The following is a 17,803-nucleotide window of genomic DNA, read 5'->3' as shown; positions in this document are numbered from 1 at the left end:
CCCGGTTGTCCGACATCCCCCGAACCACGCCCGCACGGCGTGCCCTTGCCGCCCGGACCGGGTGCGCCGGCCGGTGCTCGCGCGAGTCAGCGGGGGGCGTCGATCGTGCCGAGCACCCGGTCCACCAGCGGACGCGTCCGGTCGACCACATCGTGGGCCTGGTCGGGGTACTTCGCGGCCAGGACCACCGCGCCGATCACCAACAACAGCACAAGCAGACCGGAACCGCTCGAACGGCCGCCGCGCCGGCGCCGCCGACGGTCGGCGGCTGCCGCCTGGTCGGCGAAGACGCGCCGGTTGACGCCCTCCTGGAACGCCTGTGCCTGCCGTGCCGCCTGCATTCCCGGATCGATGGGCATATCCGGGCCCCCTTCCCCCCTGCCCGCGCGGTCGCGGGTCATCGGTGGGGACGGGCCGGGTGGTCGCCGTGGTTCGCCGTATGCGGGGCTGTCACCGCGTCGGAACCAATCCGTGACGGCGGCGGATCCGGGCCGGCGGGCGCGGCGCGCGGACGACTTCGCGACCGGATGGGGCTACTCGTCCCACCAGCGGTCGCCCTGCTCGCGACGGTTGGCCACGATCGCGGCGAAGGGCGGGATCGCCATCGCGACGACGGTCATGCCCGCGGCCGCGGCCACCGACCAGCGGTAGACCACCGTGCCGGCCAGCAGGAACAGCAGCAGGCAGACGCCCATCATCACGAAGTAGCGCTTGCGGCGCCGCCGCTGGGACGGGACCGGCCCGGATGGAGTGGCACCCCCTCGACCGGGACCGCCCGGATCGTTGGAGCTCATGTGTTCACGGTACGACTTCGCACCGCCGGACGGGCTCGCGCCGCACGCGCGATCTCGCCATCCCGGGGAGTCACGCCCGGATGACAATATTGGTATAGACCTTTCGGGTCGGACGGTGTTGACTGGCGTCGAGGCGGGGCCGTGGGTCCGTGCCGATCGCCGGAAAGGAATCAGTCGCCATGACGACCGTCTCCCCTCCGTACGCCGGCGCGCCCGTCGCCTATCTCAGGTGCTATCCACGCGACCCGTGGGAGATGGCCGCGCATCGCAACGCGCTGACCGCGTACGCGCAGGGGCTCGGCCTGAACCAGCCCGTGGTGTGCCTGGACAACGGCGTGTCCTCGCGCGAACAGGCGCCGGAACTGGAGAACCTGCTGGCCCAGGTGGCCGCGGGCGCGGTGCGCACCGTGCTGATACCGGGCCTGTGGGTGTTCGCCCTGGACCCGGAGCGAGCCCGGGCCACCGCCGACCGGTTCCGCGCCGCCGGCGCCGAGATCATCGACCTTCCGGGCCGCTGGCACCAGCGCGACGGCCGCCGCGTGGCCCGGTGGTGACCTCCCGCCGTGTGGCCGGGTGGTGATTCCTTCCCCGGACGGGGCGATTGCGCGCGACCAGGGGGCGGGCGATCCCGGGCCGAGTGATCCCGAGCGGCCCGGGAGCCGGGCGATCGCGCGCGGTCAGCTGGAGGCCGCCGCGCGCACCGTGTGGTTCAGGAGCAGAGCCGTCGTCACCGGCCCCACACCACCCGGTACCGGGGTGAGCGCGCCGGCCACCGGCGCCACGGACGCCGCGTCCACGTCGCCGACCAGACCGCCGTCGGCGGTGGGGTTGGTGCCCACGTCCACCACGACCGCGCCGGGCGCGACGTGTTCGGCGGTGATCAGCCCGGCTCGACCGACGGCGGCGACCAGCACATCGGCGGTCGAGGTCGACCCGGCCAGGTCCTTGGTTCGCGAATGGCAGACGGTCACCGTCGCGTCGCGGTCGAGCAACAGGTGCGCGGCGGGCTTGCCGACCACCGTCGAGCGGCCGATCACCGCGACGCGCCGGCCGCGGAGTTCGATGCCGTGGTGGTCCAGGATCGCCACCACCGCCTCGGCCGTGGCGGGCGCGAAGGCGGGCAGACCGGCGGCGAGCCGGCCGAGCGAGAGCGGGTTCGCGCCGTCCACGTCCTTGCCGAACGCGATCGCGCCGGCCAGGTCCGCCGGTACCGCGCCGTCCGGCAGGGGGGTCTGCAGGATGATCCCGTGCACCGCGTCGTCCGCGCTCAGCGCCGCCAACGTGCCCCGAATCGTCTCGGGGGCAGCGTCCGGACCGAGGTCGACCACGTCGCAGGTGATGCCGACCTTCGCCGCGGCCGCGGCGATCGAGCGTACGTACCACGCGCCGGCCTCGTCGGCCGTGGCCACCACGACCGCCAACGTGACCGGGGTGCCGGCCTCGGCGAGCAGCGCGGCCCGGGTCGCGGTCTCGGCGCGGATCGCGGCGGCCAGTTCCCGGCCGGAGAGCACGCTCGCGGTCATCGGTTGACCTCCTTGCGGACGGCCGCGGTGACCTGGTCGGCGCGCACCGCGATGTCGTCCACCCGGCCGGCCTGCGTGCGCAGTTCGGCGCGGGCCGTCTCGTCCTTGATCCCGCGGAGGTTGATCTCGATGTTCACCCGCGCCGTGGTGGCCGCCGCACGGGCCGCCTCGGCCGCCGCGGCCACGTCGGTGACCACGTTGGGGTTGCCGATCGGCAGGAGTTTCTCGGCCAGTTCGACGCACGCGGCGGCCACCACGACCACCTCCGCCGGCGGCTTGGCCGCGCCTACCAGCGCGGCGGCGATCGTCGCCGCGCGCTCGGCGACGGCCTCGTCGGTGTCCGCGGGCAGCCGGTAGGCCTCCGTCACCGCGGTGAAAGCGGCCGCGTCCTCCCCGGCCAACCGCAGTGCCACGTTCCGCAGTTCGTCGGTGAGCGCGATCACCTGGGCGATCGAGGAGGCGTGCTCGGCGTACTTGTCACCGGTGGTGTAGCGCGCGACCATCCCCAGCAGCGCCGCGGCCTGGGCGGCGTGCAGCGCGGCGGCCGCACCACCACCCGGCGCCGGCACCCGGTCGGCGAGGTGCTTCAGGTATTCGCTGATCTTCTCGTCGCGCATGCGCGCCCGTCCTTCGGTCGGTGGGGCCGAGACCGGTCCTGGATCCCCCGACCGGCACCACGACGGGGCATCGAGCACACACGCCTCGGCGCACGTCCGGAAATCCTCGCACGACGCGGCCGAAGCCCGGAAAGCGGGAGGTGGGAGGCCCGACCCGGGCGTCGACGACTCAGCCCGGCGCGTCCTGGGCGGGCCGATCCTCGCGGTGGTCCACGCACCACACGACCGCGGTCGCGTTGTCGTGGCCGCCCGCGTCCAGGGTCGCCTTCAGCAACCGGGCGACGATCTCGGTCGGCGCGTCGGGTGCGGCCAGCAGCGCCGCCAGCGGGTGGTAGGCGATCTGCTCGGCGACGCCGTCGGTGCACAGCAGGTACACGTCGCCCGGCCGCAGGCTCACGTTGAGCACGTCCGGCTCGGGGCGGTCGGGATGTCCCACGTAGCGGCTGAGCCGGTAGCGCGCGGCGGCGGCCTGTGGCGACTCGCTCGGGTACCAGCCGTACAGCGCGCCCAGCCACGCCTCGGTGTGATCGACCGTCAGCAGGTCCAACCGACCGGCCCGCAGCCGGTACGCGCGCGAGTCGCCGATCTGGACCAGCCAGGCCGTCGCCTCGGCGGTCCGGACCGGTGGCGGTGGCGGTGCCTGGTTCGGGTCCGGATCCGGCTCGGCGACCAGTGCGGTGAGTGTGCAGCCGGTGAAGCCGGGCAGGCCCGCGGCCTCCGCCAGCACCAGGTCCTGGATCCGGGCGACGCTCGCTCGCAGGTCGGCCGGGCCGGTCCCGTGCCCGGCGGACGCGGATCGGCGGATCGAGGCGGTGAACTCGGTCATCGTGATCCGCCCGGCCGCCGTGCTGCCGGGCCCGTCGCCCATGCCGTCGGCGACGGCGGCGAGCCGCAGGTCCGGCTCCAGGGCCGGCACGTCGAAGTTGGCCTGGTACTTGTTGCCCACCACCGTGCCCGCGGCCGCGCGTACGCGCACCGGACCCACCGCGAAGCCCGCCCCGGCCGTCGTCCCCGTCTTCTCCCGGCGTCGTCCGAACATCCGCGGCCCCCTTCGCTCCGTTGGGCGTACCAGCGGAACGCTATCGGGGGATCAGGTCACCGTGCGGAAATGTGTGGTCAATCGACCCTCGTCGTCGAGCCGGTGGAACGCGAGCGCCGGGGGGATGTCCGGGTTCACGAACGGGGCGTCGTCGTCGACGCGTTCCCACGGCAGGTTGATGGTGGACACCACCCCGGGGGCGACGATCAGCGGCTTGCCCGCGAACGTGGTGGCCGCCGGGGTGTGCGCGTGCCCGCACAGCAGACCCATCACGTTGGGCCGGTCCGCGACCACGGCGGCGAGGCGGTCCGCGCCGAACTGGCGGATCCGGTCGATTTCCGGGCTGCCCAGTTCCACCGGCGGGTGGTGGAAGGCGACGAACACCGGCGCGGAGGAGGGCACTTCGTCCAGCACGTCGGTCAACCAGGCGAGCGTCTCGTCGGCGAGCAGGCCGTCCGCGCGGCCCGGGACGGACGAGTCGCACAGCGCGAACACCGCGCCGCCGGCCGTGTGGTGCACCCGGTTGATCGGCTCGTCGCCGGCGGGTTCGCCGAACAGCCCCGCACGAAAGGGCCCGCGCACGTCGTGGTTGCCCGGCAGGATCAGCACCGGGTGCCGGGACGCGAGCAGCGCACGCGCCTGGTCGTACTCGGCGGGCGTGCCGTTGTCCACGATGTCGCCGGTGACCAGCACCACGTCCAGGTCGTACGGGAGCGCGTCGAGATGGGCCATCGTTGCCCGGGTGCGCTCGGCCGCGCGCGGACCGCCGTCGAGGTGGGTGTCACTGAGGTGCGCGAACACGATCATGCGGGCGTCCTTGAGGGGAGGGGAAGCGGTGGTTCCGGTGTAGTCGGCCGCGATGACGCCGACGCTACGGGGATGACCGGACCAGGGTTAAGATCCAGTGAAATGTTCGAGGATTGGACCAGTTCCCCGATCGACGCGCTCGATCTGCACGTCGAGGTCGACAGCGCCGCCGGTCGCCGCGTCGGTTTGGAGCGCGCGCTGCGCGCGGCGGTGCGGGCCGGGCGGCTGGCACCGGGCACGCCGCTGCCGTCCACCCGCGGCCTGGCCGCCGAGTTGGGGTTCGCACGCGGGACGGTGACCGCGGCATACGACCAACTGGTCGCCGAGGGGTACCTGATCGCCCGTCAAGGCGCCGCCACCCGGGTCGCGGACCTGCCCCGCCCACCCGCGCGGGACGCGGCGGACACCGGATCGACACCACAGGCACCGCGCTTCGACCTGCGACCGGGCCTGCCGGACGTGTCCGCGTTCCCCACCGCCGCGTGGCTGCGCTCCACCCGCCGGGTGCTGACCACCGCGCCGCCCGCCGACGTGCACGGCCCGGGCGACCCGCAGGGCCGCATCGAACTGCGCACCGTGCTGGCCGAGCACCTCGGGCGCACCCGCGGCGTGTCGACCACACCCGATCGCATCGTGATCACCTCGGGCTTCTACCAGTCGGCCGGCCTGCTCGCGAGCGTGCTGGCCGAGGCCGGGGTGGCGGCGGTGGGGATGGAGGACCCCGGACACCACGTCTACCGCGACGTGTTCCGGCACGCCGGACGGGTGGTGCTGCCGCTGCCGGTGGATGCCGACGGCGCGCGCCTGGACCGGCCGGTCGATCCGGCGCTGGGCGCGGTGGTGTTGACACCGGCGCACCAATACCCGACGGGCGTGCCGCTGCGACCGGGGCGGCGGCACGAGGTGTGCGTGTGGGCGCGTGCGAGCGGCGGGCTGATCGTGGAGGACGACTACGACGGCGAGTTCCGCTACGACCGGCAGCCGGTCGGCGCACTCCAGGGGATGGCGCCCGAACACGTCGCGTACTGCGGATCGGTGTCCAAGACGCTGGGGCCCGGCCTGCGCCTGGCCTGGATGGCGCTGCCCGCCCACCTGGTCGAACCGGTGGTGCGGGCCAAGTACCGGGCCGATTGGCACACCCAGGGGCTGAGCCAACTCGTCCTCGCGGACCTGCTCGCCCGGCACGACTACGACCGGCACGTACGGGCCGCGCGGCTGAGCTATCGGCGGCGGCGGGCGTATCTGGTACGCCGGTTCGAGGCGGAACGGCGGGCCGGCGCACTGCGGTTGTGGGGCGTCCCGGCCGGGTTGCACGTGCTGATGACGCTGCCGAAGGAGGGACCGACCGAGGAGCGGGTGCTCGCGCGCGCCGCCGAGCGCGGGATGGCGCTGCGCGGGCTGGGCGAGCTGTGGCACCGGGAGGCCCCGGAGCAGGGGATCCTGGTGGGCTTCGCGGCACCGGCGGCGCACGCGTGGACGGGCACGATCGAGGCGCTCGCGGCGGTGCTGCGCGAGCGGTGAGCCGGGTGTGGCCGGCCGGATGGGGCCGGATCCTTCCTTGCACGTGCGCTCAGGGCGTCCGGAGCACCCGGAAGTACAGATGTGTGACCCGCCGGCCCTCGATCACCCGGGTCGCCTCCAACTCGATCGGGGTGTTCGCGAGCTGGTCGAAGAACCGGATGCCCGCGCCGAGCAGGACCGGGACCAGGTCGACCACGATCTCGTCGATCAGGCCCGCGTCCAGGCACTGGCGCACGATGTCCGCGCCGCCGACACCCACCGTCAGGTCGCCCGCGACCGCCCGGGCCTGCGCGACGGCGCTCTCCACGCCGGCGGTGACGAAGGTGAACGGCGCCCGGGGGTGCGCGGTGACCCAGTCCCCGGGCACGTGGTGGGTCACCACGAAGACCGGCACACCGAGCGGGTGGCTGCCGTCCCACCCGTCGGTGTGGTCGAACAGGCGGCGCCCGGTCACCACCGCCCCCGCGTTGACCAGCAGCTCGCGCAGATGCCGGGCACTCGCCTCGGAGGTGCGGAACGTCATCGCCCCACCCGGTGCGGGCGTTTCCACGTTCCCGTTCGAGTACCAACCGAACAGCTCCGCCACGCCGTCCGACGGGTCGGCGATGAACCCGTCCAGCGACATCGTCTTCTCCGCCACCACAATCGCCATCCGGCTGCCCTCCTCGGCCGTAGGCCCCGGCCGGCGCCCACGGCGCGGGCCGGGTCGGTCCTTCCAGTCTCGGTGAGGCGGACCGCGAGCGCTTGCGAAACCCGTGCCCACGGGCTTCCGGCGGCGGGAGCCGGGCTTTCGCCGGCGGAGCCGGGGGCCTCGCACAGGCGCAATCGGCGGCTTTTCGCGGGGGAACCTGTGGTTTTCCGGATCGCCCACGACAAACGGTGACGGATTGTATCGTCACGATTACCATGTCGATCCGCGAGAGAGGCCACTCATGTCGGACGCACCCCGGATGTCGGATCACACCGAGCGTTTCCCCGGCGCGGGCTCCCTCTCCTGGCGCTACTGCGGACAGTGGCGGCTGCTGACCACCATCGGTCGGGCGATCGTGCTGGAGACGGCGCACCCGGTCGTCGGCGCCGGGGTGGTGGAGTTCTCCACGTACCGCCGGCACCCGTGGCGTCGGATCGAGCAGACCCTGCTCAGTCTGCAACGGCTGCTTTATCAGGACGAGGCGGACCGCGAGCGCGAGGCGGCCCGGCTGCGCCGACTGCACGGGCACATCAAGGGGGTCGACGCGCAGGGCCAGGCGTTCTCGGGGCTCGACCCGCAGGCGCAGGCGTGGGTGCACCTGACCGTGTTCGACGCGATGGTACTGATGTGCGAGCTCGGCGGCGATCCGCTCGACGACGAGCGACAGGCCGAGTTGTACGCGGAATGGCTGTTGGTGGGACGGCAGTCGGGGGTGCCGGCGAGCGAGATGCCGGCCACGCTGGAGGAATACCGCGTCTACTTCGACGAGACCGTGCGCGAGCGGCTGACGGCCGGGCACGGGGTCGAGCAACTCCTGGATGCGCTCGGGCGGTTGCCCGCGCCCGCGCAACTGTCCTTCGTGCCGGACGCGGTGTGGTCGGCCGCATGCTCCGTGCTGGGCACCGGGATCCGCGCGCTCGTGGCCGCCACGCTGCCGCCGAGCTATCGGGAGCGATTGGGCGAGCGGGGAAAGGTGCCGTTCGGTACCGAGGCCGTCTTGTCGCTCGCCTGCCGGACGGCCGCGGTGGCCGGCGACCTGCTGCCGACGAGGTGGGTGTACATGCCACTCGCGGCGACCTATATCGCGGCCAAGCGGGAAGCCGGGCGCGGGTTGCGCCGGTTCGGGGCGCGCGATCGTTCGGCCGACCCGGCGGCGCAGCTCGCGGACGCCTTCGTGCGCATTCTCGACCAGACCGGCGACGGGGTGTTGTCCTGGCCCGATCTGGCCGCCCTCGCACGGGTGTTCAGCGATCGACTCGACCTGGCGGCGGTGGACGAGGAGGTCATGTACGCGGCCTTCCACGCCTGGTGGGACGAACTGCGCGCGACGGCGGACGCGAACCACGACGGTGTGGTCGACGCCGACGAGTATCGAGTGCTCGCCGAGGCCGCGCCGGGGGCCGCGATGGCCGCGCTGATGGTGCGGGTGGCCACCGCGGTGGACCGCGACGGGGACGGTCGGATCGATCAGGCCGACTACGCGCGTCTGATCGGCTCGGACCTCGCGCCGACGCGCCGGATCGGCTGGTTGCACGCGGTGGACACGGACGGCGACGGGATGGTCACCGTGGAGGAGTTCGCCGAGGCGCTGCGGGAGAGCGTGCTCGGGCGGGCCCGATCGGACACGCTGGACTACGTGCTCGGCCGGGCCTGAGGGGCTCCGGTCGGTGAAGCCGGGCGGGGGCGGATCGGCGCGCTGCCGGCCCGCTGCCGGCCCGCTCCAACAGGGTGCGGGTGATCGTGTTGCCCCGGTACGGCGCCAGGTGTGGCGCAGCGCGGCGTTCGTGCGGCCCGAGCGCAGCAGCGGATAGTCGTCCACGAACGCCTGCCAGGTCGCGCAACCGCGCTCCACGTTGACCCTGATCCAGGTGCAGTTCGGCCGGCCGGGCGGTGGTGACCGCGCGGGCTCGGCGCTCGCCGCAGGGGCGGTGGCGCAGGGACAGGACGAGCGCCCGGATCGCTCCGGTACGATCGCCCACCGCCGCGAGCGCATCGGCTTCCTGGTGGGCCGGCGTCGCGTGGTGGTAGAGCCCGATGCCCGCCGCGTCGCCCGCCGAGCGAGCCGGCGCCCGGGCGACCTCGCGCAGGTGTACCAGGGCGGCCTGACGGTCCCGCAGCCCGCCGCCGCGACCGCCGACTGGCCTACCCCGAAGGCGCGTTGCCCGGCGGGTAGCCGGTCGAGGTCGCGCGCTCGGCCTCGGCCGGATCGAGCGCGTGCGCCCGGTGGCCCGATGGTGCGCCTGCACGTTCAGCGCCCGTAGTGCGGGCGCGAGGCAGCCGGGACCGGCGCCTCACGACCCAGCTGTGCGGTTCGCGCTCGAAGCGCGCTCGACGTACGCCCTGCGTGCGCCCGGCGGGCAAAGGTCACGCGGGAGATTCGCCGGGTAACTGTGGGTGTCGTATGCATGGAGGAAACCATCCACCGGCTGATACCGTGAACTACGAGGCCAAGCATGCAGCTTTGCTCATAAAGTGCCTTTGTCATCCCCGCTTTCACGCCGGCCGGGCCGGTCGTTCCGCGACTTCGCGCCGAGCGTCCGGTGCCTCCTGGCCGTTTTTCGTGCTCGATGTATGCATTCGTGTTCGGTTCATGCTCGACTTGTGCGCGGCCTCTTTCTGTTCGGCCCTCTGGTTCGACGTGCGGTTCGGCTTGCGGTTCGAGACATGCGACAGCAGGAGGCGGCTCGATGAGCATTTCCGACGAGGAACGACGCACGTTCACCGAGCGCGACTTGTGGACGCTGTCGGGTGCCGACGATGCCGTCGATCCGCGGACCGAGGGGCGGGCCTGGATCCGGCTCGGCGACGCGATGAGCCGCGCGCTGTACGAGTTCGAACGCGGTGTCTCGGCAGGTCCGGAACCGCAAGTCGTGCCGCGTCGCGGCCCGGTCGAGACCGCGATCGTGCTGCGCGCGCGAACGCGGGACATCCGCGAGCGGGCACTGGCACACCGGGAGGCCGCGCGGCGCGCCTTCCGGATCCTCGACGCGTCGCCTCGGAACGGGTTGGGAGCGCGCCGGCTCGAGGTGTTGATCGCCCTGTCCCTGGCCGCCGGGCAGGCACGCTGCTTGAGCAGGCGGCTCACCCACCTGCCCCCTCCCGTGTCCCCACGCGTGATCGCGCTGGTCGACGCGCTCGGGACGGCCCTGGCGGAGAGCGGGCGCGCGTTGCAGGCGATCCAGGGCGGATTGCGCGAGATACCCGGGTCGGACGGTCCGGCGAGATGTGATCCGCTCGCCGTACCGGAGGCCGTCGCGGCGGCGGTACGGCTCGCGATCGCCATGGAGGAAGAGGTCCGGGCCGAGGCGGTCGACGCGTCAGGGGCGGATCTGTCCCGACTGGACCTGGTAGACACGGGCCCGCTCGCGGGCGTGGTGTGGTCCCGGACGACCGTGTGGCCGGCCCGCATCGCGCCGATGCTCCGGGCTCGTTCCCATCGGGTGGCGGCCGGGGTGTATCAGGTGCGGCGGACGTACGGCGGCTGAGGGGCGGATCCACCGGCGACGGCCCACCGCCCCCGCCCACCGCCGACGGCTCGTGGCCGGTCGGGCACGGCCCACGACCTGGCCCCGTACAACTGACACACCGGCACACCGGCACGCCCGGGAAACTCGACGCGGACACGATCCACGGCAAGGGCGGCGCAAAGGTTACGGGGTCCAGTGGGTGGGGTGGGTGAGGGTTGCGGGGAGCTTGGTGTGTGGGTCGCCCTTGGCGGCGTCGAGTTGGGATTGGACGAGGTACAGGGCGTCCGTGAGGTCCGCGCCGCGCAGGTCCGCGTCGCGGAAATCGGCGCCGATCAGGTCGGCGAGGCGCAGGTCCGCACCGCGCAGGTCGGCGCCGATCAGGTACGCCCCACGCAGGTTCGCGCCGCGCAGGTTCGCGCCGCGCAGCCTGGCACCGATCAGGTCGGCGCCGCGGCGCTCCTTCTTCTTGCCCGGGACGCCCGCGCGGGTCAACTCGCTCGCCCGCAGGAGCAGCGGGTTCAGGCGCTGCCGCAGCGCCCCGATATCGATGTGGAGCAGCTCGGCGGGCTCGCCCAGGGTGAGGCGCTCGGTGTCCTGGTACGCGCTGCGCAACTCGCCGTGGATCGGGCGCGCGGCCGGGAGCGAGCGCGCCTCGTGCAGGTATCGGAGCAACTCGTGCAGGTCCCGCATGATCGGGAACACCCGGAACATCTGCTGCGCGGTGTGCGGCGCCCGGCGCCAGTCCCGTCCCGCGTAGGTGACCTGGGCGACCTTTTGTCCCGCGCCGAAGCAGTCGTAGACGGTGCAGCCCGAGAAGCCGATGTCGCGCAGGCGCGTGTGCACGCCGCAGCCGAAGTCGTCCGCCCGGAGATTGGGGCAGGCCCGACCGGCGGGCTTGTCGATGGCGAAGTCCGCGGAGGCGGCGAAGGCGGGCGCGACGCAGCACAGCGCGAAGCAGTTCGCGCAGTCCGCGCGGAGGCTGTCGGCCCGTTCCTCGACGAGGCCCGGGTCTCGGCCGGGTACGGCGGGTTCGCGCTGGTCGGACACGGTGTGGGGACTCCTGCCGGATCGGGCTGCCGCGAGCCGCCGCTCCGTCGCGCGCTCGGGATGATCCGTTCATTGTCCCCGATCGGGTGAGAGTTCATCGCAGGGCGGGTCCTTCGCGGGGGCGGGTCCGGGTGGCGCGGGATGCGGGGGTGGCCCGCTTCGGCACGTCCCGCCGTTCGGTGCGTCGGACCTCAGCGGCCGGGCGTCGCCGGGCGGGTCCGCGGCGCGGGTGCGCCGACCTGGCCGAGCCACAGCGTGTCCCGGGCCCGGACCATCGCGACGAACACCCTGCGCCGGGCCAGTTCCGCCCGCTCGCGGGCCGCGTCGCCACCGCCGCGGGTGCCGCCCCGGGCGCCGCCGGGCCGCGCCGGGTCGTACCTCGGCAGCAGTACGTGCTTGAAGTCCAACCCCTTGGCGCGGACGTAGCCGCCGATCTTGACTCCCGCCGTCGGCCGACCCTCGTACTGCGCCAGAAGACATACCGGGATCCCGGCCCGCTCGATCAGGTCCGTGTAGTGGCCGACCTCGGCGCGGGAGCGGCACAGCACCGCGGTGTCCGGCCACGCGCGGGGGTCGGCCCGTAACGCGGCGAGAAGAGCGGCGTCGTGCGCGGCCACCGTCGCGCGATGCACCCGGACCACCTCGCGCGCCGGTTCGCCCGGCCCGTCTGCGTTGCCCGCCCCGCCGTCGAGTTCCAGGGGACGGGGGCCGGTGACGCGGCCGTGTTCGAGGTCCTCGAAGCCATCCGCGCCGACCACCGCGAGTGCGGCGCGGACGATGCCGGGCGCGTTGCGATAATTGCGGCGTAGGACGTGGGTGCGCTCCTCGGGGATCGTGACACCGGCCTCGGCGAGCCGGAAACCGCCCGGATACACGGCCTGTTGGCCGTCCCCGATGAGCAACAGGCCGTTGGCGGCGTCGCCGACGAGCGCGTGCAGCAGGCGTACGCCCACCAGCGAGAGGTCCTGCACCTCGTCCACGATGACCGAGGCGTAGGCCGGCTGCCGCCCGCGCCGCAGCACCTCGCGGAGCGCGGCGGCGAGTACGTCGTTGAAGTCGCACACCTGCTCCGTGCGCAGCAGCCGTTCGTAGCGCTCGTACAACCGCCATACCGCCTCGCGGTCGCCCGCGCGGGTCAACCGGGTCCGCCGCCCGGGTCGGGGCAGCCGCCGGTACCGGTCGAACGTGGTGATCCCACGGCCCTTGATCACGTGATCGATCTCGTCGCGCCAGTAGCCCGCCGAGGCCGCGAGCGTGGACAGGCGTCCACCCCGACCGACCTCGGCCCAGGCCCGGTCGAAGGCGGCGGCGGCCCGGGTCGGGTCGAGCTCGCGCGGCGGGCCGCCACGTCCGTTCAGGAACGCGAGCGCCCAGGCGTGGATGCCGCTGAAGTCCACCCGGTCCACCGCGACCGGCGCCATCGTGGCCAGGAACGTGCGTTGTACGCGGGGCAGGTTGGCGGTGAAGGTCGCGTACAGCACCCGGCCGGTGCCGTGTTGGGCCAGGTAGGCGGCGCGATGCAGGCCGACCACGGTCTTCCCGGTGCCCGCGGGGCCGGTGATCCGGGCCGGTCCGGGCCAGTCGGCCCGGACCAGCGCGCACTGGCCGGGATCGAGGTAGGTCATCCAGCGTTCGATCGGCCCGAGCCGTGCGGCCCGCAGCGTGGCGGCGGCGAACTCCCTCGGATCGAAGGACGCGTCGAGTGGTCCGGGTGGGGACGTACGCGCGACCGCCGTCGTCGACGGGGGCGGGGTCGTGGTCACGGGTGTGGTCGAGGGTTCGGTGGGGTCCTCGTAGGCCGGGAACACCCGCTCCAGGTGCCGCGCGATCGCCGTCACCGATTCCGGGTCCAGGCGGGCCGGTCGCCCCAACAGATCGGGCGCGGCCTGCGTCTCGCCGAGCAGTCGGATCCGGCCCAGGCCGGCGTCGACGCGATGGCCGGCGAACACCATCATCGGCACGACGGCCACCGGCGAGACGCCGAGCGTGGCGATCGCCTCCTCGGCGATCGCGGTGATCGCGAGCAGCTTCGCGGTCTCGCCGGCCCGCGGCCGATCTCCCGCGTACAGGGTGCCGTTTCGGATGTTCGGCGCGGCGCGCCAGTTCTTGACGTCGACGACGTACACCCCGGCGGGCCCGACCAGCAGCAGGTCCACGTTGGCCGTGCGGGTTCCCGGCCATCGGCGGTCGACGGCGGGCCGCCAGCCGTAGCCGGTCAGCATCAACAGGTGTGCCACGACTCGCTGTTCCGCCTGCGACGCGGCCTCGTATCGCATCGCCACGCGGCGGGCCTGGTCCCATTCGCGACGCAACTCCCGTTCTCGCGCCCGCGCGTCGCGCGCCAGCCGGGCGAGGGACCCGCCGGGGGCGGTGCGGGCGGCGGTGCCCGTTTCGCTGTTCGTGCCCACGTTTGCAGATTGCATCGCGCCCCCCACCGTCGCGCCCACCCATGAGCATCCCCATCGGGACGTGTGGTCATAGGCGGCTCCGGCGGTGAATTCCCATGGATTTGTGGGCAGCACGCGGGGCTGTCCCGCGTGCGCGTGGGGTGGGGCGGCGCGTCGATCCGTGGACGTGGTGTCTGGTCGACGGGCGTGGTGTCGGCTCAGCGGGACGCGGCGTCGTGCAATGCGGCGAGGAAGGCGCGCAGGGCGTGCTGCGGAGGCGCGGACTCGCGGACCGCCGCGTAGATCCTGCGGATCGGTTCGGGGTTGCGGATCCGGCGGACGACGGTCGCGGATCGACGGGTTTCCAGAGCTGATTCGGGGACCAGCGCGATACCCGGGCCGGCGGCGGCGAAGCCCTGGGCGGTGGCGTAGTCCTGACTCTCCACCACGAACTCGGGGCTGAAGCCGGCCGCGCCGCACGCGTCGAGCAGGACGTCCAGGCACGGGCCCGGCGACTCGCTCGCGACCCACTGTTCCTCGGCCAGGTCGGACAGTTCCAGCACGGGCTTCGCGGCCAGCCGGTGACCCTTCGGGAGCACCGCGCGATAGCGGACGTCGAGCAGGTGTACCAAGCGCAGCCCGTCGACGGACGGGCGGTCGTCCGGGCGGACCACGAGCGCGATGTCGGCCTGGCCGTCCCGGACCTCGGACAGCGGATGCCTCGGATCGGACAGCTTCAACCGGACCTGCACGCCGGGGTGTTCGCGGCGCAGCGCGGCCGGCGCGGGAGCCACCAGCACGGCTCCGACGGTGGCGAAGTAGTGGATGGTGATCCGACCGGTGCGCCCGGCGCGAAGGTCGGCCAGGGCGGTCTCGGCGGCGGCGACGTGGGTGCCGATCAGCGTCGCGTACTCGGTGAGCAGACGCCCGGCCTCGCCACCCACCGCGAACCCAACCCCGCCACGCCCCACGTCACGCACCCGCCCCGCCGCCAACGCACAGCCCGCCGTCGGCCGTACTCGCCGTGCGCCAAGCGATGTTGCCACAGGCTCGGCGCTGCCTGTTGCCGGCTTCGCGCCACGCCCCCGCCGTCCCCTCCGCCGGTTGGCTGCGGCCCCGCCGCAGGTCTCCGCGGATCGCGGGGTTCCGTGTTGGTCAGGTGGTTTTTGCCGGTGTCCAGGTGCCGGGGCGGATTACCGTGGCTGTGGTGTGGATGGGCGGGCTGTGGCGGAAGTGGAGGGTGAAGGGGATGGTTTGGCCGGGGGTCAGCTCGGGGGGTGTGCCGAGCATGATGTTGGCGCCGCTCGCGGTCATGCCGAGGAGGCCCTTGGCCGGGATCGGGAGGGACTTGGTCATCCACATCCGGCCCGCGTAGCCGGTGTAGGTGTGGAAGCTGAAGCCCACGTCGGCGGTGATCGGTGTGCTCACGCCGACGAGTTCGTCGTTGGCGGCGCCGGAGTTGCGGATGGTGAAGTACGCGGAGGTGGCGTCGGCGTTGGTGGCCAGATGCACGCGGCCGTCGCTGATCGACAACCTCGGTGCGGTGCCCGCCTGTCCCGCGGCCGTCCAGGCGGTGAGCAGGGTCAGTGCGAGGGCCGCCGCCACGAGCGGGCCCGCGACCGTCTTGAGCAGGGCGAGAGGCTTCACTTCGGATCCCGTTTCGGGTCGTCGAGGCGGCGGTCGGCGCGGAATCGGGTCAGCCGCAGGCTGTTGCTCACCACCGCCAGGGAACTGACCGACATCGCCGCGGCGGCCAACATCGGATTGAGCAGCCCGGTCGCCGCGACCGGGATCAGCACCACGTTGTAGCCGAAGGCCCAACCGAGGTTGGCCCGGATGGTGCCGGTCGTCCGCCGGGAGAGCCGGATCGCGTCGGCGACCGCGGCCAGGTCGTCGCCGACCAGCGTGACGTCGGCGGCGCCGATCGCGGCGGCCGTACCACCGCCCATGCCGATGCCCAGGTCCGCCTCGCCCAGCGCGATGGTGTCGTTGATGCCGTCGCCGACCACCGCGATCGCCCGTCCGGGCTGGTCCTGCCGCAGGCCCCGGACCAGTTCGGCCTTGTCGTGCGGGTCCAACTCGCTCAGCACCTCGTCGATCCCCACCGCGTCGGCGACCGCACGCGCCGGCCCGGGACGGTCCCCGGTGGCCAGGATCACCGTGACGCCGAGCCGGTCGAGCGCCCGGATCGCGCCGGCCGCCTCGGGGCGTACCGAGTCGCCCAGCACCAGCACCCCGGACGGCACGCCGTTCACCGTCGCGAGCACGGCGGTGTCCCCGGCCGCGTCCGCCGCGGACAACGCCGCGCGCAGGTTCGCCGGCAACGACGTCACGTCTTCGGCTCCCGGCCGCAGCACCGCCACCCGCGCCCCTTGGACCAACCCGCGGACGCCCGTGCCGGGTTCGGCCGCGAAGTCGGCGACGGCCGGCAGCGGTCCGAGCCGCTCGGTCGCGGCCCGGGCCACGGCCCGACCGATCGGATGCCCGGACGCGGCCTCGACCGCGCCGACCAGGGACAGCAGTTCGCCCGGATCGACCCCCGGGGCGGGCTCGTACCGCAGCAGGCTCATGCCGCCCGTGGTCAGCGTGCCGGTCTTGTCCACCACGACGGCACCGACCCGGCGCAGCCGTTCCAGCCCGGCAGGTTCGCGGATCAATACACCCATCCGGGCGCCGCGCCCGGTCGCGGCCAGGATCGCGGTGGGGGTGGCCAGGCCCAGCGCGCACGGGCAGGCGACCACCAGGACCGCCATCGTCGCGCCGGCCGCGGCCTGCGGGTCACCGCCCGCGCCGAGCCAGAAGCCCAACACGGTCACCGCCGTCGCGAGCACGGACGGCACGAACACGCCCGCGATCCGGTCGGCCAGGCGTTGCGCGTCGGTCTTGCCGGCCTGGGCCTCCTCCACCGACGCGGCGATCCGGGCGAGCCGGGTGTCCGCGCCCACCGCCGTGGCACGCGCGGTGAACCGGCCGCCCTCGTTGACACTTCCGCCGGGCACCGGGTCGTCCGGCCCGACCTCCATCGGCCGGCTCTCCCCGGTCAGGTGGGACACGTCGAGCGCGGATCGACCCTCGACCACGACCCCGTCGGCCGGGACCCGGTCGCCCGGGCGTACCACGAACACCTGACCGACCGTCAAGGACGCGGTGGGCACGGTGACCTCGACCTCCCGGCCGCCCCGGCCCGGGTGCAGTACGGCGGCCTCGTCCGGGACCAGCGCCGCCAACTCCCGTACGGCCGACCCGGTGCGGACCCGGGCCCGCTCCTCCAGTCGGCGGCCGAACAGGACGAACAGGGGTACGGCCACCGCGACTTCGAGGTAGGTGTGGGCCTCGGCGCCGGCCGCGGACGGGAGCAGGTCGACCGTCATCCGCATCCCGGGTTCACCCGCGTCGCCCACGAACAGCGCCCACAGGGACCACCCGAACGCGGCGAGCACTCCCAGACTGACCAGGGTGTCCATGGTCGCGCCCGCGTAGCGCAGCCCGTGCAGGGCCCGTCGATGGAAGGGCCATGCGCCCCAGGTCGTCACCGGCGCGGCCAGCATCAGGCACAACCACTGCCAGTTGGTGAACTGCCACGCGGGCACCATCGACAGGACCAGGACCGGAAGTGCGAGCGCGGCGGTCAGCAGCAGATCCCGCCGACCGCGATCGTGCTCCTCGGCGCCGGCCGGTCGGGCCCGCGTCGGGTCGGGCGTCGGGGCGGTCAGGGTCGCCGAGTAGCCCGCTTCGGTGACCGCCGCCAGCAGGCTCACCACGGGCACCGACGCGGGGTGTACCACCCGCGCCCGCCCCGTGGCCAGGTTGACCGTCGCGCTGACCCCGTCCAACCGGGCCAGCCGCCGTTCGACGCGATGTACGCACGCCCCGCAGGTCATCCCGGACACGGTGACGTCGGTGGTGACCA

General features: G+C 73.6%; 15 protein-coding genes and 1 pseudogene. 4 read left to right on the top strand and 12 right to left on the bottom strand.

Going from position 1 to position 17,803, the window contains the following annotated elements; genetic code table 11:
* Positions 1–86 precede the first annotated feature (86 nt).
* Positions 87–359 (bottom strand): hypothetical protein, encoded by a 273-nt coding sequence (locus ACIRL2_RS09515; protein ID WP_402231278.1) that lies wholly within the window; start codon positions 357–359, stop codon positions 87–89.
* A gap of 177 nt (positions 360–536) precedes the next feature.
* Positions 537–794 (bottom strand): annotated as a pseudogene (locus ACIRL2_RS09510) (DUF3099 domain-containing protein); the annotation flags it as partial.
* Between the two features lie 179 nt (positions 795–973).
* Between ACIRL2_RS09510 and ACIRL2_RS09505 the strand changes: the two are divergent.
* Positions 974–1,348 (top strand): hypothetical protein, encoded by a 375-nt coding sequence (locus ACIRL2_RS09505; RefSeq protein ID WP_395858896.1) that lies wholly within the window; start codon positions 974–976, stop codon positions 1,346–1,348.
* A gap of 123 nt (positions 1,349–1,471) precedes the next feature.
* Here the strand turns inward: ACIRL2_RS09505 and ACIRL2_RS09500 are convergent, their stop codons facing one another.
* The 4 genes from ACIRL2_RS09500 to ACIRL2_RS09485 all read right to left on the bottom strand — a co-directional run bounded on the left by ACIRL2_RS09500 (position 1,472) and on the right by ACIRL2_RS09485 (position 4,780).
* The gene (locus ACIRL2_RS09500; protein ID WP_395858895.1) at positions 1,472–2,317 is read right to left on the bottom strand and encodes a bifunctional 5,10-methylenetetrahydrofolate dehydrogenase/5,10-methenyltetrahydrofolate cyclohydrolase; all 846 of its coding nucleotides are present in this window, start codon (positions 2,315–2,317) and stop codon (positions 1,472–1,474) included.
* Entirely contained in the window at positions 2,314–2,934 is a 621-nt protein-coding gene (locus ACIRL2_RS09495; protein WP_395858894.1) for a cyclodeaminase/cyclohydrolase family protein, read from the bottom strand. Before ACIRL2_RS09495 ends, ACIRL2_RS09500 begins: the two co-directional genes overlap by 4 nt.
* A 169-nt stretch (positions 2,935–3,103) precedes the next feature.
* Positions 3,104–3,973 carry a PP2C family protein-serine/threonine phosphatase gene (locus tag ACIRL2_RS09490; RefSeq protein WP_395858892.1) on the bottom strand — a complete coding sequence of 290 codons (870 nt, stop codon included), beginning with the start codon at positions 3,971–3,973 and terminating at the stop codon, positions 3,104–3,106.
* Positions 3,974–4,024: 51 nt separating this feature from the next.
* Positions 4,025–4,780: a metallophosphoesterase gene (locus tag ACIRL2_RS09485; RefSeq protein ID WP_395858891.1), complete on the bottom strand. Its 756-nt coding sequence runs from the start codon at positions 4,778–4,780 to the stop codon at positions 4,025–4,027.
* Between the two features lie 102 nt (positions 4,781–4,882).
* Here ACIRL2_RS09485 and ACIRL2_RS09480 point away from each other — a divergent pair, with 102 nt between their 5' ends.
* Entirely contained in the window at positions 4,883–6,301 is a 1,419-nt protein-coding gene (locus ACIRL2_RS09480; protein WP_395858890.1) for a PLP-dependent aminotransferase family protein, read from the top strand.
* A gap of 49 nt (positions 6,302–6,350) precedes the next feature.
* Here the strand turns inward: ACIRL2_RS09480 and ACIRL2_RS09475 are convergent, their stop codons facing one another.
* Positions 6,351–6,953, bottom strand: coding sequence for a dihydrofolate reductase family protein (locus ACIRL2_RS09475; protein WP_395858889.1), 603 nt, complete (start codon positions 6,951–6,953; stop codon positions 6,351–6,353).
* 298 nt (positions 6,954–7,251) lie between these two features.
* Between ACIRL2_RS09475 and ACIRL2_RS09470 the strand changes: the two genes are divergently transcribed.
* Both ACIRL2_RS09470 and ACIRL2_RS09465 read left to right on the top strand, forming a co-directional pair.
* A complete protein-coding gene (locus tag ACIRL2_RS09470; RefSeq protein ID WP_402231274.1) occupies positions 7,252–8,646 on the top strand; it encodes an oxygenase MpaB family protein in 1,395 nt (464 codons plus the stop codon).
* Positions 8,647–9,679: 1,033 nt separating this feature from the next.
* Positions 9,680–10,477, top strand: coding sequence for a hypothetical protein (locus ACIRL2_RS09465; protein ID WP_395858887.1), 798 nt, complete (start codon positions 9,680–9,682; stop codon positions 10,475–10,477).
* 165 nt (positions 10,478–10,642) lie between these two features.
* Here the strand turns inward: ACIRL2_RS09465 and ACIRL2_RS09460 are convergent, their stop codons facing one another.
* The 5 genes from ACIRL2_RS09460 to ACIRL2_RS09440 form a co-directional block, all read right to left on the bottom strand.
* A complete protein-coding gene (locus ACIRL2_RS09460) occupies positions 10,643–11,506 on the bottom strand; it encodes a pentapeptide repeat-containing protein (RefSeq protein ID WP_402231272.1) in 864 nt (287 codons plus the stop codon).
* Between the two features lie 191 nt (positions 11,507–11,697).
* The gene (locus ACIRL2_RS09455) at positions 11,698–13,914 is read right to left on the bottom strand and encodes a UvrD-helicase domain-containing protein (RefSeq protein ID WP_402231270.1); all 2,217 of its coding nucleotides are present in this window, start codon (positions 13,912–13,914) and stop codon (positions 11,698–11,700) included.
* Positions 13,915–14,111: 197 nt separating this feature from the next.
* Positions 14,112–14,837 carry a LysR substrate-binding domain-containing protein gene (locus tag ACIRL2_RS09450; protein ID WP_402231268.1) on the bottom strand — a complete coding sequence of 242 codons (726 nt, stop codon included), beginning with the start codon at positions 14,835–14,837 and terminating at the stop codon, positions 14,112–14,114.
* Positions 14,838–15,048: 211 nt separating this feature from the next.
* On the bottom strand, positions 15,049–15,540 hold the full coding sequence (locus ACIRL2_RS09445) for a copper chaperone PCu(A)C (RefSeq protein ID WP_402231267.1): 492 nt from the start codon (positions 15,538–15,540) through the stop codon (positions 15,049–15,051).
* Entirely contained in the window at positions 15,537–17,774 is a 2,238-nt protein-coding gene (locus ACIRL2_RS09440) for a heavy metal translocating P-type ATPase (protein ID WP_402231554.1), read from the bottom strand. The genes ACIRL2_RS09445 and ACIRL2_RS09440 overlap by 4 nt, the downstream gene beginning before the upstream one ends.
* Positions 17,775–17,803 lie beyond the last annotated feature (29 nt).

This window comes from Embleya sp. NPDC127516 (genome assembly GCF_044765325.1).
Lineage (GTDB): Bacteria > Actinomycetota > Actinomycetes > Streptomycetales > Streptomycetaceae > Embleya.
This window is presented reverse-complemented; position numbering and strand designations above follow the sequence as displayed.

Coding starts and splice junctions, on each gene's coding strand:
- ACIRL2_RS09465 (WP_395858887.1), top strand. CDS start 9,680: ATGAGCATTTCCGACGAGGAACGACGCACGTTCACCGAGCGCGACTTG.
- ACIRL2_RS09470 (WP_402231274.1), top strand. CDS start 7,252: ATGTCGGATCACACCGAGCGTTTCCCCGGCGCGGGCTCCCTCTCCTGG.
- ACIRL2_RS09515 (WP_402231278.1), bottom strand. CDS start 359: ATGCCCATCGATCCGGGAATGCAGGCGGCACGGCAGGCACAGGCGTTC.
- ACIRL2_RS09490 (WP_395858892.1), bottom strand. CDS start 3,973: ATGTTCGGACGACGCCGGGAGAAGACGGGGACGACGGCCGGGGCGGGC.
- ACIRL2_RS09480 (WP_395858890.1), top strand. CDS start 4,883: ATGTTCGAGGATTGGACCAGTTCCCCGATCGACGCGCTCGATCTGCAC.
- ACIRL2_RS09440 (WP_402231554.1), bottom strand. CDS start 17,774: ATGACCTGCGGGGCGTGCGTACATCGCGTCGAACGGCGGCTGGCCCGG.
- ACIRL2_RS09495 (WP_395858894.1), bottom strand. CDS start 2,934: ATGCGCGACGAGAAGATCAGCGAATACCTGAAGCACCTCGCCGACCGG.
- ACIRL2_RS09485 (WP_395858891.1), bottom strand. CDS start 4,780: ATGATCGTGTTCGCGCACCTCAGTGACACCCACCTCGACGGCGGTCCG.
- ACIRL2_RS09475 (WP_395858889.1), bottom strand. CDS start 6,953: ATGGCGATTGTGGTGGCGGAGAAGACGATGTCGCTGGACGGGTTCATC.
- ACIRL2_RS09500 (WP_395858895.1), bottom strand. CDS start 2,317: ATGACCGCGAGCGTGCTCTCCGGCCGGGAACTGGCCGCCGCGATCCGC.
- ACIRL2_RS09505 (WP_395858896.1), top strand. CDS start 974: ATGACGACCGTCTCCCCTCCGTACGCCGGCGCGCCCGTCGCCTATCTC.